The sequence below is a fragment of the Marinomonas flavescens genome (assembly GCF_004352835.1).
Lineage (GTDB): Bacteria > Pseudomonadota > Gammaproteobacteria > Pseudomonadales > Marinomonadaceae > Marinomonas > Marinomonas flavescens.
The window spans coordinates 15611-30760 of the sequence record NZ_SJSB01000013.1 but is presented as its reverse complement, the minus strand read 5'-3'; the positions used below and the strand labels follow the sequence as shown (position 1 = coordinate 30760).

Below are 15150 nucleotides of genomic sequence, written 5' to 3'. Positions count from 1 at the left end.
GAGCAGTACTATGAGTTACTTAATAAATAAATTCAGCAGCAACCGATTGGTTAAACGTTTTGTTATTAATGCCGCTGAAAGCGATGAATATGAGTGGAAAGGATGGGACGCTTGGGTTGATGTAAAAGAGTGATTGTCCTTCAACGAACTCATTGTGATGAAATAAGGTACATTAAATAGAGTTGTCGATGATTAAGAGCTTACTCTTTGCTATCGATAACTCTATTGCGTTTCAGGCGTTAAAACAGCGCGAGAATGATGGTGCTGTATGTGTGTGATTTATGTGCGCGCTTAATAAACGCCTTTCCTTTAAAGGTTGTAAATGCTGACTATGGCTCTATTTTCAGACGCTATTACTTTTCTAGTAAAATAATCCATCTAAACCTCGACTTTAGCCCTATAAATCTCTATATTCGCCGCCTTTGTGCTTATCTTTTGTACGACGTTCAAATTATCAAAAGTAAGCGAATTCTTCTCCTTCACTCTCAAGGTATTTTTTTTGATTTCCACAGCTAATATCACCATGCAATTTGGCGCAACGCCATTGTTTGAAAACATCTCTGCAAAATTTGGCAACGGTAACCGTTATGGTTTGATCGGTGCGAATGGCTGCGGTAAATCCACTTTTATGAAAATTTTAAGTGGGGAGCTGACACCTACTTCTGGAAATGTATCCATCACTCCGGGCGAAAAGGTCGGTACTTTAAGCCAGAACCAATTTGCTTTTGAAGAGTATTCAGTTGTTGATGCTGTGATTATGGGTGATACCGCGCTTTGGAAAGTGAAACAAGAGCGTGATGCAATCTACTCTAAGTTAGAAATGAGTGAAGAAGATGGCATGCGTGCTGGTGAACTTGAATCAGAGTTTGCTGAAATGGATGGTTATAGCGCTGAAAGTCGTGCCGGTGACATTCTGTTAGAAGCTGGTATTGATGAATCATATCACTTTGGTTTGATGAGCCAAGTTGCTCCTGGTTGGAAGCTTCGTGTATTGCTTGCACAAGCATTGTTCGCAAACCCAGATATTTTGCTTTTGGATGAGCCAACAAACAACTTGGATATTTACACCATTAATTGGTTGGCTGGTGTATTGAATCAGCGTAAATGCACCATGATTATCATCTCCCATGATCGACATTTCTTGAATTCAGTCTGTACTCACATGGCGGATATCGATTTTGGTGAATTACGAATTTATCCTGGCAACTATGAGTACTTCATGGAAGCCTCTGCATTGATACGTGAACAACTATTGACGGAAAATGCAAAGAAAAGTGCTGAAATGGATGATTTACAAGCCTTTGTAAATCGCTTCTCTGCAAATGCGTCAAAAGCCAAACAAGCCAGTTCACGTGCGAAAAAATTAGACAAAATCGAATTGTCAGAAGTTAAGCAGTCTAGTCGTATGACACCGTCTATTTCTTTGATGCAAGATAAGAAACTTCATCGCCAAGCGTTGATCTTAGAAGATCTTGCTCATGGCTATGAAGACACTATGCTTTTCAGTGAAGGCAACCTGATTCTAGACGCTGGCTCTAAATTGGCTATCATTGGTGAGAACGGTGCTGGCAAAACGACTTTTTTACGTTGTTTGATGCGTGAGTTAGACGCTAAAAAAGGTGACATTAAGTGGGCTGAAAATGCTGTGATAGGTTATTGCCCACAAGACAGTACTGAGGACTTCAATTGTGATTTAACCTTGTTTGATTGGATGTCTAAGTGGCGAACAATAAAGCATGATGATTTAAAAGTGCGAGCGATGTTAGGGCGCTTGTTATTTACCGCAGACGACTTCAATAAAAAAGTAAGAGTGTGCTCAGGTGGTGAGAAAAACCGCCTTCTCTTTGGCAAGTTAATGATGATGGACTTGAATGTTCTAGTAATGGATGAGCCAACCAACCACATGGACATGGAAGCCATCGAAGCGCTAAACAATGCTTTGGTTGATTTTGACGGAACCCTTATTTTTGTCAGTCATGACCGAGCGTTTGTTTCGTCTCTAGCAAATCGAGTAATTGAGATTAAAGATAATCAAGTCGTAGATTTCCAAGGCACTTACGATGAATATTTAGCGAATCAGCAGCACATTCAACGTGTCGCAAATGGCTAAATCGTAACGCAAACGAAAAAGCCCGAGTAACGATATCGTTACTCGGGCTTTTTTATGGCGCTTAGAGCCTCTTAATAAATTATAGAGACGCTAGTGTTTTGTTGAATGTAGCGCTTGGGCGCATGATCTTAGCGACTTCAGCAAGATCCATATGGTAATAACCAGATAAGCCAGCAGGCTTGCCTTGAACGTCAGCAAGTTCTGCAACAATGGCTGCTTCGTTGTCTGCTAGTTGCTTAGCAAGTGGTGCAAATTTCGCCGCCAATGTCGCGTCGTCTGTTTGCGCTGCCAATTCTTGAGACCAGTATAGAGCCAGATAGAAGTGACTACCGCGGTTATCAATTTCACCCGCTTTACGAGAAGGAGATTTGTTGGTGTCTAGAAGTTTGCCTGTTGCTTTGTCTAGCGTTGCTGCCAAGATTTTAGCTTTTTCGTTGTTGTGCTTGATGCCCAACTCTTCAAAAGAGACAGCCACTGCCAAGAACTCACCAAGAGAATCCCAACGAAGGTGGTTTTCTTCCATTAACTGTTGAACATGCTTAGGAGCAGAACCGCCAGCGCCTGTTTCATACATGCCGCCGCCTTGAAGCATTGGCACGATAGACAGCATTTTCGCAGAAGTACCCAATTCTAAGATTGGGAACAAGTCAGTTAGGTAATCGCGCAAAATGTTACCCGTTACTGAAATAGTGTCTTGGCCACGAATGATGCGTTCCATAGAGAAACGGATCGCTTCGTTGTAGTTCATGATGCGAATGTCTAGACCATTTGTGTCATGTTCTTTTAGGTAATTCTCAACTTTCTTACGAAGTTCATTATCGTGTGCACGTTCGTCTTCTAACCAGAAAATCGCTGGTGTGTCAGATTGACGAGCACGAGTAACGCCAAGTTTCACCCAATCGCGGATTGGAGCGTCTTTAGTTTGACAAGCGCGCCAGATATCGCCTTTCTCTACCGCGTGTTGCATTAGGACATTACCTTGTGCATCAACAACGCGCATAGTGCCGGCTTCAGTGATTTCGAAAGTCTTATCGTGAGAACCGTATTCTTCTGCTTTTTGTGCCATCAAACCAACGTTTGGCACTGTGCCCATTGTTACTGGATCGAATGCGCCATTGGTTTTACAGAAGTTGATTGTTTCTTGGTAAATGCGTGCGTAAGTGCTGTCAGGCATAACGGCTTTAGCGTCATGTGCTTTACCATCACGGCCCCACATTTTACCAGAGCCACGGATCATAGCAGGCATAGATGCATCAACAATGACATCACTTGGTACGTGTAGGTTGGTGATACCTTTGTCTGAATCAACCATTGCTAGTTCAGGGCGAGTTTTGTAAACGTCTTGAATCGCTTGTTTGATTTCTTCTTGTTTCGCTTCAGGCAATGTTTGGATTTTATCGTAAACGCTGCCTAAACCGTTATTTGGATTAACGCCGATTTCTTGAAACAATTCGCTGTATTTTTCGAAAACATCTTTGTAGAAAACCGTTACCGCGTGACCAAATACGATAGGGTGAGAGACTTTCATCATGGTTGCTTTAAGGTGCACAGACCACATGATGTTATCTTCTTTTGCTTCTTGTAGCGTTGCTTCGAAGAAGTTGCGAAGTTTAGCGCAGCTGATATTCATGCTATCAACGATTTCACCAGCTAGAAGAGGCAGTGATTTCTTAAGCTCAACAGAACCGTCTTTTTTAACGAATTCAATTTTAACCGTTTGAGCGGAATCCATAGTAACGGACTGCTCAGAAGAGTAAAAATCGCCATCGCGCATGTAATCTGCATGAGATGTAGACGTTTTTTTCCACTTACCCATTGAATGAGGGTTTTTACGGGCAAAGTTCTTAACCGCTGCTGGTGCGCGACGGTCAGAGTTACCTTGACGCAATACTGGGTTTACCGCACTGCCTAGTACTTTTGAGTAACGTGCTAATGCGTCTTTTTCTTCATCAGTCTGAGCATTTTCTGGGTAGTCAGGAATGTCATAACCTTGAGCTTTAAGTTCTTTGATTACTGCATTCAGTTGCGGTAAAGAAGCACTGATATTAGGCAGTTTAACAATGTTTGCTTCAGGATTCGCAGTCAGATCACCAAGAAATTTAAGGCCATCTTCTGCTTGTTGGTCTGCAGGTAGCTTATCAGCAAAGGCAGAAATTACACGACTCGCCAAAGAAATGTCAGTCAATTTCAATTCGATGTCCGCTTCTTTTGCAAAGGCGCCAAAAATAGGCAGCAAAGAAGCCGTCGCCAGTGCTGGCGCTTCATCAGTGAAGGTATAATAAATAGTTTGTTTTGTAGACATGTAATTCCCCTAACATTTAAGGCTATATGGCAAATTAAAAAGAAGGTGACTTTTGGTCTCCATTCTAAAATCTTTATCGATGTACTAATGATTATTTTGGCCAATATACTACCTAAAAATAAATGGTAGAGATATTGGATAAAAATATACTCATAATAGATGTGAGTTATTCTCATTAAGAATGTTTCTCGTTATGCTCATTATTTGATGTTTCATAACGAGAAAAAAAAGACCTAACGGCCTTTTTTATTTTCTTAACGTGTTGCTTCTAAAGCATTTAGTAATGATTTTCTTTTGAAAATCAAATGCCAGCGTTTACCGCCAAGTTGACGCCAAAGCATGGCGGCACGAATGCCCGTTAACAAGGTTGCGCGAACTTGATTAGAAATAGAGGGCTGCTGTAAGAAACGGCTATCGCCATGTACTTGGATTCGAAATGGTAATTTGCTCAAAGTATCTTGATAAATACCCGAAATTGCCGCGATCATATTTTCATGAAGCGGATCTTCGTAATGTGTTTTTTGACGATCTAGCTGGCTTATGCCATTACCCAGTGCTGACAAAATACCATCTGATTTTAATAACTTACTTTCTAAATGAATTAAGCTTAATGCATAGCGTAAGGTATCTGGATTAACACTACTACGCTCTTTGCCGAGGGCTTGGCGAGTGATGCGACGACCTAATGCTAAATTGCTTTTGCAATCCCATTGGCCTCCATAAATATCCTCAGTTGTCTCAGCATTGACTAACAAAATGCTGTTTACCAAGGGTTTTAAGTAATCGTTATCCATCTTGCCTGTTTTCGCTAAGGTAGCAACAAGTTCAGCGGCCTGGAAAATTGCGGATAGGGCAATGGTTTGCTCTTTCTCTTGTTGGCTCACAATAAATAATCTCTCATATTGCTTGGTGTAATTTACTTGTTGAATGCGACATTGATGATGCCGCCACCTAAACATAAGTCATCGACATAAAAAACGACGGATTGACCTGGTGTGATCGCACGTTGTGGTTCTTTAAAAGAAACTTCCACACGGCCATCGGCTAATTCTGTGATAGTACAATCTTGATCAGGCTGACGATAACGGCATTTAGCTTTGCATGTTAATGGCAAGTTAGGCTTTGTACGCGCCACCCAATCAAAGTTATCGGCAATCAAATGCGTTTTAAAGAGTGATTCATGTTGTCCACCTTGCGTTACTTTAAGGACATTTTTTTCTAAGTCTTTTTCAACCACATACCAAGGCTCATCCGGGTAGTTAGATAAACCGCCTATGCCTAGACCTTGGCGCTGGCCTATAGTGTGATACATCAATCCTAGATGGCGACCAATTTTGTCTCCATCTAATGTTTCAATATCGCCAGGTTGCGCTGGTAAGTATTGTTCTAGAAAATCTTTAAAGCGGCGTTCACCAATAAAACAGATACCAGTGCTATCTTTTTTATTGTGGGTGATTAAACCAAACTCTTCAGCAAGACGACGAACTTCAGGTTTTTCTAACTCGCCAACAGGAAAGAGTGTTTTGGCAATTTCATCTTTACCCACGGCATACAAAAAGTAGCTTTGATCCTTGTTGCCATCTAAGCCTTTCAGTAATACTGGCTCGCCATCGCGTTCACCACGTCGAACATAATGACCCGTTGCAATGTAATCGGCTCCTAGTTCTAACGCGTACTCAAGGAAGGCTTTAAACTTGATTTCTTTATTGCATAAAATGTCAGGGTTTGGTGTGCGACCTGCTTTGTATTCTTCTAGGAAGTGCTCAAAAACATTGTCCCAATATTCTGCAGCAAAATTGGCGGTGTGCAGTGTAATGCCTAACGTATCAGAAACCGCTTGAGCGTCTGCGAGATCATCTTTTGCGGTGCAATATTCGGTGCCATCATCTTCATCCCAGTTTTTCATAAACAGGCCTTCAACTTGGTACCCCTGCTGCATCAGAATAAGGGCTGATACGGATGAATCTACGCCGCCAGACATACCGACGATAACTTTTTTATCTTGGTTAGCTTGCGAATCTGTGGGGTTTAGTTGTTCAGTCATGACCTGTAATTACTCTACTGTGAAGAGGCTGAGCCTCAATGAAATGGAATCGCGTCATTGTACTTTATTTTTCCAATGTCGGCACAGCTGACAAGTGCTGATTCGATAGGAAGGATAAGGATATAATGGGGTTGTTTAATGAATCTTCAATGCAGGTTTTTATTAAAGGGCTGCGATGCGGTTTAGACATTACCTCTTCATAAGTCATCCAGTGACAAGAAACAATATCTGGATCAAGTTGTGTATTGGTTGGTGATAGGGCATCGCATAAGACACAAACTCGATGATAGGTATCGGCGCCTTCAAATGGCGTGAAAGCGTAAAAGCCAATTAAACCAATGGGTTTTACCAGCCAACCGGCTTCTTCAGTTGTTTCTCTGATAACCGCATCGAGTATGCTTTCGTTATTTTCGACGTGCCCAGCTGGTTGATTTAGGACGAGAATCCCGTCCTGCCACTCTTTCACCATGAGATATTGGTTGTCCTTTTTGACTAGAGCGGCGACGGTCAGATGTGGCAGCCTTTCTCTTTTTTTGTCGTTCAAAATTATCTACCTCATTTAGTAATTCTGTGGTTGGCTCAGCATATAGCCATTGCCCTGTAGGTAAACTTTCCAATGTATAAGGACCAATGGCATAGCGGATAAGCCGAAGTGTAGGAAAACCTACCGCTGCGGTCATTCGTCGAACTTGGCGGTTTTTCCCTTCTTTGATTTGCAATGCAATCCAGCTAGTAGGAATGGACTCCCGGTGGCGTACAGGAGGGGTTCTTGACCAAATATCAGGTGGGCTCATGCGTTCTGCTTGAGCAGGTTTTGTTAGGCCGTCTTTAAGCTCTACTCCTTGTTTAAGTTGTTGTAGAGCCTCTTCGGTGATGTCACCTTCCACTTGCACCCAATAAGTCTTTGGCCATTTGAATTCAGGCGATGCAATAATATGCTGAATGGCGCCCTGATTGGTTAATAGCATCAAGCCTTCTGAGTCGTAGTCCAGTCTTCCCGCGGCATAAAATTCAGGGATGTTGATGTATTTGGCTAGAGTGACTTTGTCGCCATCAGCGGAGAACTGACTAAGGACTTGAAAAGGTTTGTTGAGTAAAATTAAGTTTGAAGGCATGAATCGATAAGTCTAAATAAATTTTAAAGGCTTGAATCGTATAGAAACAAAAAAACCTCTCACGATTCAATAGGAATCATAAGATAGCAAAATCAGTACGCGATAGCGATATTGCAGTAGCGTTAAGCTAACTGGGCATTTGCATCATCATCTTTAGTCTCACTATTCTCATCGTTTTCTACTGCTGCTTCAGGCGAAATATCTATCGCGTGTAGGCCTCGTTGTCCGGGCTCTACGTTAAACGTGACGGATTGGCCTGCTTTAAGGGTTTTATAACCTTCCACATTAATGGCAGAGTAATGAATAAATAAGTCTTCATCAAAATCTTCGCAAACGATAAAACCATAGCCTTTAGCGTTGTTAAACCACTTTACGGATCCATTATGCATGAGCCACTCCTTATCCACTCAAGGTGTTGTTAATTATCAATAATTTTCAGCTAAACCACTTAGGTATTGACTGTTATTCGAGTTTTATTGCAACGTAGTTGAAACTTTTATTAAATGAGGTTGCTAAATAGGTTCAAAGTATTCTTGATAGTACAATGCTAAAATCTAAGAGATAAACATTGGTTACACATTTGACCCACTTACAATGAGAGTAGAAGCTCTTTTGGTATTTGTAAAATTTAAGTGGCGATATGTGAACTTATTAAGTAGGAATGAACCAAATTTGGTGAATTGTGTGGAAAAGTGTAGCCTCAGAGGCATAGGATGATTGTAAATCAACAAATTAGACTAATATCAGAAGAAGATGAAGCTGGGCATTCAAATATAGCGATTGCCCCAGAAGAAACGGAATTAAAGCCACCTTCAATGTATCAGGTGGTGTTATTTAATGATGATTTTACGCCAATGGATTTTGTCGTATTTGTTCTTCAACGTTTTTTTTCAATGGATGGAGAGAAGGCTAACCAGGTAATGTTAGAAGTGCATCAAAAAGGGAAAGGCGTTTGTGGTATTTACCCTTTTGATATTGCTGAAACTAAAGTAGCAATGGTACAACAGTTCGTAGAGCAAAATGAGCACCCCTTAATGTGTGACTTACAAAAAGTCGACTGATTCAGAGTGAGGGAATAGCAATGTTAGATAAAGAACTTGAACAGACCCTGAATAATGCCTTTAAAGCGGCGCGTGATAAGCGCCATGAATTCATGACAGTAGAACACTTGTTGCTAGCGTTAATTGAAAATAGTGCCGCTTCCGGTGTGTTAACAGCTTGTGGTGTAAGCCTTGAAACATTAAGTAAAGAGCTTGAAGAGTTTGTAGATAGTACAACACCGTTTATCCCTGAAGATGACATGGAACGTGAAGTTCAGCCAACACTTGGTTTCCAGCGAGTGCTTCAGCGAGCTGTTTTTCATGTGCAATCGTCTGGTAAGCGTGAAGTTACAGGCGCCAATGTGCTCGTTGCTATTTTTAGTGAGCAGGAAAGCCAAGCCGTTTATTTGTTAAAACGACATGGTGTAGCACGAATTGATGTCGTTAATTTCGTTGCTCACGGTATTTCAAAGTTGGGTGACGCATCTTCCCAAGGCATGGAGCAAGAAGAAGAGGAGGCAGAAGACAGCGCCGCCGCACCTCTTCAAAAATACGCAACCAATCTTAATGAAGAAGCTAAAGCCGGTAAAATCGATAAGCTTATCGGTCGTGAATACGAAGTTGAGCGAGTCATACAAACCCTTTCTCGTCGTCGCAAAAACAACCCGTTATTAGTGGGTGAGTCAGGTGTTGGTAAAACAGCAATAGCAGAAGGTTTAGCGAAACGTATTGTTGATGGTCTAGTGCCTGATGTGATTGCAGATGGCGTAGTTTACTCTTTAGATTTAGGTGCGTTATTGGCTGGCACCAAATATCGTGGTGATTTTGAAAAGCGGCTCAAGCAATTGCTGGGTGAGTTGAAAAAATTACCCAATGCCATTTTGTTTATTGATGAAATCCATACCATTATTGGTGCGGGTGCTGCGTCTGGTGGGGTTATGGATGCGTCCAATTTACTCAAGCCTGTATTAAGTTCAGGTGGCTTGCGTTGTATTGGTTCCACTACTTTTCAAGAGTTTCGTGGTGTGTTTGAAAAAGATCATGCCTTGGCGCGTCGTTTCCAAAAGATTGATGTAAACGAGCCAAGTGTCGATGATACTTACCAAATTTTAAAAGGCATCATAGGCGCCTTTGAAGAACATCATAAAATAAAATACGAAGATGCTGCTTTGTTAGCGGCATCGGAATTGGCTCAGCGCTATGTGACGGATCGACATATGCCTGATAAAGCCATCGATGTGATTGATGAAGCGGGTGCTTATCAACGATTGCAGCCTGAAGACAAGCGCAAAGAAGTCATTACCGTTGCTGATATTGAAGATATCGTCTCTAAAATTGCCCGAGTTCCTGTTAGAGCGGTTAACTCAGATGATCGTCAGGTGCTTTCTAATATAGAGCGCAACCTTAAAATGGTGGTGTTTGGTCAAGACAAAGCAATCGACGCTTTATCATCAGCGATTAAGTTATCAAGAGCTGGTCTAAAAGCTGAGCAGAAGCCGATAGGTTCTTTTCTGATGGCGGGCCCTACAGGTGTCGGTAAAACAGAAGTTACTAAGCAATTGGCTAAGCAGCTAGGGCTTGAATTAATACGTTTTGATATGTCCGAGTATATGGAGCGTCATGCGGTTTCTCGCTTGATTGGTGCGCCACCGGGTTATGTTGGTTTTGATCAAGGCGGTCTTTTAACAGAAGCTGTAACGAAAAACCCGCATAGCGTTGTCTTATTAGATGAAATTGAAAAAGCCCATCCAGAAGTCTTTAATTTGCTATTGCAGGTAATGGATCATGGGACATTGACAGATAATAATGGTCGCAAAGCGGATTTCCGTAATGTGATTCTTGTTATGACCTCTAATGCGGGTGCTGAAGAGTTAGCAAGACGTTCGATTGGTTTCTCAAGTCAGGATAATTCAACAGATGGTTTGGAAATTATCAACCGTATGTTTACGCCAGAGTTTAGAAACCGTTTAGATGCCGTCATTCAATTTCAACAATTGGATGAACGTATTATCTTTAACGTCGTGGATAAATTCTTGGTTGAGTTGCAGGCTCAGTTAGATCCAAAAGGTGTTTTGTTGGAAGTATCCGATACGGCACGAGGCTGGTTAGCGAGTAAAGGTTATGATCGCCAAATGGGCGCTCGACCAATGGCTCGTGTTATCCAAGAACATCTTAAAAAGCCGTTAGCTGATCAGATCTTGTTTGGCGGTTTAAATGAAGGTGGTCATGTTAAAGTGACGTTGGATGAAAAATCAGATGAGTTGAAATTTGATGTTGTAAAAGAAGCGGTTGTACATTGAAGTAAGTGCTTTACTGTTATAAATCGCTAGATATAAAAAAACCGGACATAGTCCGGTTTTTTTATATTTTTATTCAACTCAATTAAGAGCAAATAAATTAGCGAGAACGGTAAACGATACGGCCTTTAGTTAGGTCGTAAGGTGTTAGTTCTACTTTTACTTTATCGCCAGTCAAAATACGAATATAGTTTTTACGCATTTTTCCAGAAATATGTGCAATTACTACGTGTCCGTTTTCTAATTCGACACGGAACATGGTGTTAGGCAACGTATCAATGATAGTGCCCTCCATTTCTAAGCTCTCTTCTTTTGCCACAATATGTGTCCTATGGTGTTAACTTTAAATTAGTAGACGCCGACCATGCCTATTTGACGGTCTGCAGACAAGGAGAGGAGTGGTCTCTACTTCGGCCGATTAATCGCTAAAAAACTATATTTCGCTGTTTAGCGACGTCTGAATTTGATCGAGGCATATTTTGCCTAAAAACACGACGTAAGGCAAACCCAGAAGGGAAATGCGTTGTGCTTATTTTAAGCAATTCGTCTTTTTTACTCAAATGTCGCTAAATTAAGCAGTGCCAGATTCTTATTTGGCTCGATAATGAGTTTATTGAGCGACTTTACAAATGTGTCTCTTGGCATAAGTTGAGCGCCAAGTGATAACAAGTGTTCGGACTCTACTTGACAATCAATTAGCTCAATATGACATTGGGCAGCTATTTTACTAAAACCACGTAATGCCATTTTTGAAGCATTAGGGTGAAGTGAAAACATGGATTCGCCAAAAAACACTTTTTCCAATGCCACGCCATAGAATCCACCAACTAAACGACCATCTACTCTAGCCTCTATTGAGTGGGCATAACCCAGCTGATGTAATGTTTGATACGCCTGTTTTATATCGTTGGATATCCAGGTTCCTTCATCAGATCTCAGGTTGGCGCAATGCTCAATGACGGTGTGGAAATCTTGATTGATAGTAAATGACCAGTTTTCTTTTTTTTGAGCTTTTTTAAGCGATCGAGATTCGTGAAAATGTGACGGTACTAGCACGCATCTTTCTCTTGGGTGCCACCATAAAATAGGATCGGGGTCGCTATACCAAGGAAAAAAACCTTTGCTATACAAATGAATAAGGCGTTCCGAAGAAAGGTCGCCGCCAACAGCCGAAAGTCCTTCAGGGTCGTCCAATGCTTTACTTGGGGTGGGTGTTTCGTAAATGGACTCAGTTAATAAAATGAGCTCGTTTTCGTTGTTTGCATGATCTTGCATAAGATACTTGAGCCTTGAAAGTGGGAAACACACTATTATAGAACGATTTACATCGTGAATTAAAATGGCAATAAAACGGCTTTAAAAACCATTATCCTCACAAAGATGTCAGTTCTTTCTGTGAAGTGTTTATTATCTGTGTAAAAGCAAGTCTGAATTATTTTGGATAGGGCTTTTTATGATAAGCTATGCGCACTTGTCGCTCATGATTGGGCGTGTATTAATCTCTGGTTTAGTATTCATAGGATGGACGTGTTTTGGCAGAAGAAGTGAGTGAGTCTGGACGATCACCAATATGGGATATGTTTGCCAAACAGGCTGCGTTTATTACTGCATTGCTGTTTTTGTTTTTCTTCGCATTGGCAACCTACACTTACAGTCCTGATGATCCCGGTTGGTTTTATTCTGGGCGGGATGGCTCTATTCATAACTCCATGGGGCCAATCGGTGCGGTTATCGCTGATTTATTCTCTGGTTTTTTTGGTTCCTTATTTTACTCTTTGCCGCCTTTGTTTTTTTGGGTCGCTATTATTTTATGGCGCAATCCGCATAAACTGCTTCCTCTCAACAACACTTTGTTGTGTACCGTTGGCGGTATTTTATACCTTTCATTCGGTTCGACCCTTTGCTACTTGCACACGGTTGGCTCGGCCTCATTGCAATATGGTGCTGGTGGCATACTAGGTCGTGGACTTGGAAATCTACTTTATCGTTTTATTGGTTACGATGGCGCCACTCTTGTTGGTCTTGCGTTAGTTATTTTGGCGTTTACTCTTTTGTCTCAAGTGCACTGGTTAAACTTGATTGATAAGTTAGGCGAAAAAACATTTAACCTTGTTATGCGCATGAGAGACAAATGGCAATCTAAAAAAGAGCGTAAGCGTGAGCGGTTAACATCAGAGATAGACACCGCGATGGAGATACCTGAGGAACAGGAAGAGCCTGCTATAGTTCGTAAACGTAGGAAAAATCGTCAAGATCCTATTGCTGATGTGAAACATGACAAAGAAGAAGTAACTGACAAGGTGAAGGCATCTAAAAAGCCATTTGCTTTATTTGGTCTGCTCTCAAAGAGTAATAAAGCGAACGCGGCTGAAGAAGATAGCGCGATTGAGACTACTCATGCCGATCCAGGTTTCTCAGGTCTTGATGATATTTCAGTTGAAGACATAGAAATGTCTTTCGGCGATACGCTTTATATTGAAGAGGAAGCGCCAAGCCACGAGCAGCCCAAAGCAGCACCTAGCGTTCCTCGTGCAGAACAAAAAACGAATACTTTTATGGATGAGCCGTTAGCGGAAGTGCCTGTTGTTACCGCTGAGGCAGAGCGGCCTGTCGCTAGACCAGAGCCTATTGCGGCGATCCCAAGTCATAAGCCAGCATTTCGCACGTTATCAGAAGCCAAGCAACTAGATTCATTAGGTGGGCCAAACTCAAGTTCGGAAGAAAGCTCACGATCTGAACCGACTTACTTGCTTCCAGATCGCTCGGTATTAACAAAACCTAAGCCAAAGCAGGGTGGTTATACCGAAGAAGAGTTGCTTGCTTTATCTGAATTATTAGAACGACGACTACAAGATTTTGGTGTAAAAGCCGAAGTGGTTGAAGTGAATCCCGGGCCCGTTATTACGCGCTTTGAAATTCAGCCCGCGCCGGGAGTAAAAGTATCGAGAATCACTAATTTGGCGAAAGATTTGGCTCGTTCATTAAGTGTTATGAGTGTTCGAGTGGTTGAGGTTATTGCTGGTAAGTCGACGATAGGCATTGAAATTCCTAATCAGGTACGAGATACCGTGTATTTCTCTGAAGTGATTAACTGTGAAATGTACGATAAAGCCACGTCGCCACTGACGTTATCGCTCGGTCATGATATTTCCGGTGAGCCTGTCGTCGTGGATTTAGCGAAGATGCCACACGTACTTGTAGCGGGTACCACAGGGTCGGGTAAATCAGTTGGTGTTAATGCCATGATTTTGAGCATGCTGCTGAAATCCACACCGGATGAAGTGCGCATGATCATGGTCGATCCTAAAATGCTTGAGCTTTCGATTTATGAAGGCATACCGCATTTATTGACCCCCGTTATTACCGATATGAAAGACGCGGCTAATGGCTTGCGCTGGTCGGTTGATGAAATGGAGCGGCGCTATAAATTAATGTCTAAATTAGGCGTGCGTAATATCGCCGGCTATAACAAAAAAGTACGCGATGCTATTAACGCAGGAAAGCCAATAGAAGACCCGTTGTGGCAACCTGAAATGGCGATGTTCTCTGAGGATGGTGTCGCTCGTACTGTGCCACATTTAGAGCCTTTACCTTACATCGTGATCATCGTAGATGAATTTGCTGACATGATTATGATTGTTGGTAAAAAAGTGGAAGAGTTAATCGCTCGTATTGCGCAAAAAGCTCGAGCGGCAGGAATTCATTTGATTTTGGCCACACAAAGGCCTTCTGTCGATGTTATTACTGGGCTTATTAAGGCGAATATACCGACTCGAATGGCGTTCCAAGTTTCTTCAAAAATAGACTCAAGAACTATTTTGGATCAAGGCGGTGCCGATCAGTTATTGGGTATGGGTGACATGCTCTATTTACCGGCAGGTTTACCAACGCCGATTCGTGTGCATGGTGCGTTCGTTTCCGATGAGGAAGTGCATGCTGTGGTAGAAGAATGGAAGTTGAGAGGGGAGCCTGACTACATTAACGATGTAGTGACGAATCCAGAAGACTTAATGACCAACGATAATGCTGAAGATAAAGATGTGTTATACGATGACGCGGTTCGAATTGTAATAGAAACGCGTAAAGCCTCAATATCCTCTATTCAGCGTCGATTAAAAATAGGCTATAACCGAGCTGCAAACTTGGTTGAAGCGATGGAAGCAGCTGGCTTAGTGGGACCTATGGGGACCAATGGCCAGCGAGACGTATTGATCCCTGAATAATACATGATTGGAACGCGGT

The 15150-nt window shown here is 41.9% G+C and carries 13 protein-coding genes; 5 read left to right on the top strand and 8 right to left on the bottom strand.

Annotation, left to right across the window (positions count from 1 at the left end):
- Window positions 1-10: 10 nt before the first annotated feature.
- Both E0D70_RS17720 and E0D70_RS13160 read left to right on the top strand, forming a co-directional pair.
- Window positions 11-133 (top strand): hypothetical protein, encoded by a 123-nt coding sequence (locus E0D70_RS17720; protein ID WP_276312854.1) that lies wholly within the window; start codon window positions 11-13, stop codon window positions 131-133.
- 366 nt (window positions 134-499) lie between these two features.
- Window positions 500-2110, top strand: coding sequence for an ABC-F family ATPase (locus E0D70_RS13160; protein ID WP_133012746.1), 1611 nt, complete (start codon window positions 500-502; stop codon window positions 2108-2110).
- Between the two features lie 79 nt (window positions 2111-2189).
- Here the strand turns inward: E0D70_RS13160 and E0D70_RS13155 are convergent, their stop codons facing one another.
- The 6 genes from E0D70_RS13155 to E0D70_RS13130 all read right to left on the bottom strand — a co-directional run bounded on the left by E0D70_RS13155 (window position 2190) and on the right by E0D70_RS13130 (window position 7960).
- A complete protein-coding gene (locus tag E0D70_RS13155) occupies window positions 2190-4412 on the bottom strand; it encodes an NADP-dependent isocitrate dehydrogenase (RefSeq protein WP_133012745.1) in 2223 nt (740 codons plus the stop codon).
- Between the two features lie 254 nt (window positions 4413-4666).
- Window positions 4667-5296, bottom strand: coding sequence for a high frequency lysogenization protein HflD (hflD, locus tag E0D70_RS13150; RefSeq protein WP_133012744.1), 630 nt, complete (start codon window positions 5294-5296; stop codon window positions 4667-4669).
- 32 nt (window positions 5297-5328) lie between these two features.
- The gene (mnmA, locus tag E0D70_RS13145; protein WP_133012743.1) at window positions 5329-6456 is read right to left on the bottom strand and encodes a tRNA 2-thiouridine(34) synthase MnmA; all 1128 of its coding nucleotides are present in this window, start codon (window positions 6454-6456) and stop codon (window positions 5329-5331) included.
- Between the two features lie 64 nt (window positions 6457-6520).
- Window positions 6521-6925 carry an NUDIX domain-containing protein gene (locus E0D70_RS13140; protein ID WP_133012742.1) on the bottom strand — a complete coding sequence of 135 codons (405 nt, stop codon included), beginning with the start codon at window positions 6923-6925 and terminating at the stop codon, window positions 6521-6523.
- Window positions 6861-7571 carry a pseudouridine synthase gene (locus tag E0D70_RS13135; protein ID WP_133012741.1) on the bottom strand — a complete coding sequence of 237 codons (711 nt, stop codon included), beginning with the start codon at window positions 7569-7571 and terminating at the stop codon, window positions 6861-6863. Before E0D70_RS13135 ends, E0D70_RS13140 begins: the two co-directional genes overlap by 65 nt.
- A 122-nt stretch (window positions 7572-7693) precedes the next feature.
- Window positions 7694-7960 (bottom strand): cold shock domain-containing protein, encoded by a 267-nt coding sequence (locus tag E0D70_RS13130; RefSeq protein ID WP_133012740.1) that lies wholly within the window; start codon window positions 7958-7960, stop codon window positions 7694-7696.
- A 324-nt stretch (window positions 7961-8284) separates the two neighbouring features.
- On the opposite strand from E0D70_RS13130, the gene clpS reads away from it, so the two are divergent.
- Both clpS and clpA read left to right on the top strand, forming a co-directional pair.
- Window positions 8285-8632: an ATP-dependent Clp protease adapter ClpS gene (clpS, locus tag E0D70_RS13125; RefSeq protein ID WP_207923266.1), complete on the top strand. Its 348-nt coding sequence runs from the start codon at window positions 8285-8287 to the stop codon at window positions 8630-8632.
- A 20-nt stretch (window positions 8633-8652) separates the two neighbouring features.
- Complete coding sequence (gene clpA, locus E0D70_RS13120) at window positions 8653-10911, top strand: ATP-dependent Clp protease ATP-binding subunit ClpA (protein ID WP_133012739.1); 2259 nt, start codon at window positions 8653-8655, stop codon at window positions 10909-10911.
- A gap of 97 nt (window positions 10912-11008) precedes the next feature.
- Here the strand turns inward: clpA and infA are convergent, their stop codons facing one another.
- Window positions 11009-11227, bottom strand: a complete 219-nt coding sequence (gene infA / locus E0D70_RS13115; RefSeq protein ID WP_133012738.1) for a translation initiation factor IF-1 — start codon at window positions 11225-11227, stop codon at window positions 11009-11011.
- 233 nt (window positions 11228-11460) lie between these two features.
- The gene (gene aat / locus E0D70_RS13110; protein WP_133012737.1) at window positions 11461-12183 is read right to left on the bottom strand and encodes a leucyl/phenylalanyl-tRNA--protein transferase; all 723 of its coding nucleotides are present in this window, start codon (window positions 12181-12183) and stop codon (window positions 11461-11463) included.
- A gap of 257 nt (window positions 12184-12440) precedes the next feature.
- On the opposite strand from aat, the gene E0D70_RS13105 reads away from it, so the two are divergent.
- Window positions 12441-15131 carry a DNA translocase FtsK gene (locus E0D70_RS13105; RefSeq protein WP_240537134.1) on the top strand — a complete coding sequence of 897 codons (2691 nt, stop codon included), beginning with the start codon at window positions 12441-12443 and terminating at the stop codon, window positions 15129-15131.
- The last annotated feature ends 19 nt before the right edge of the window (window positions 15132-15150 follow it).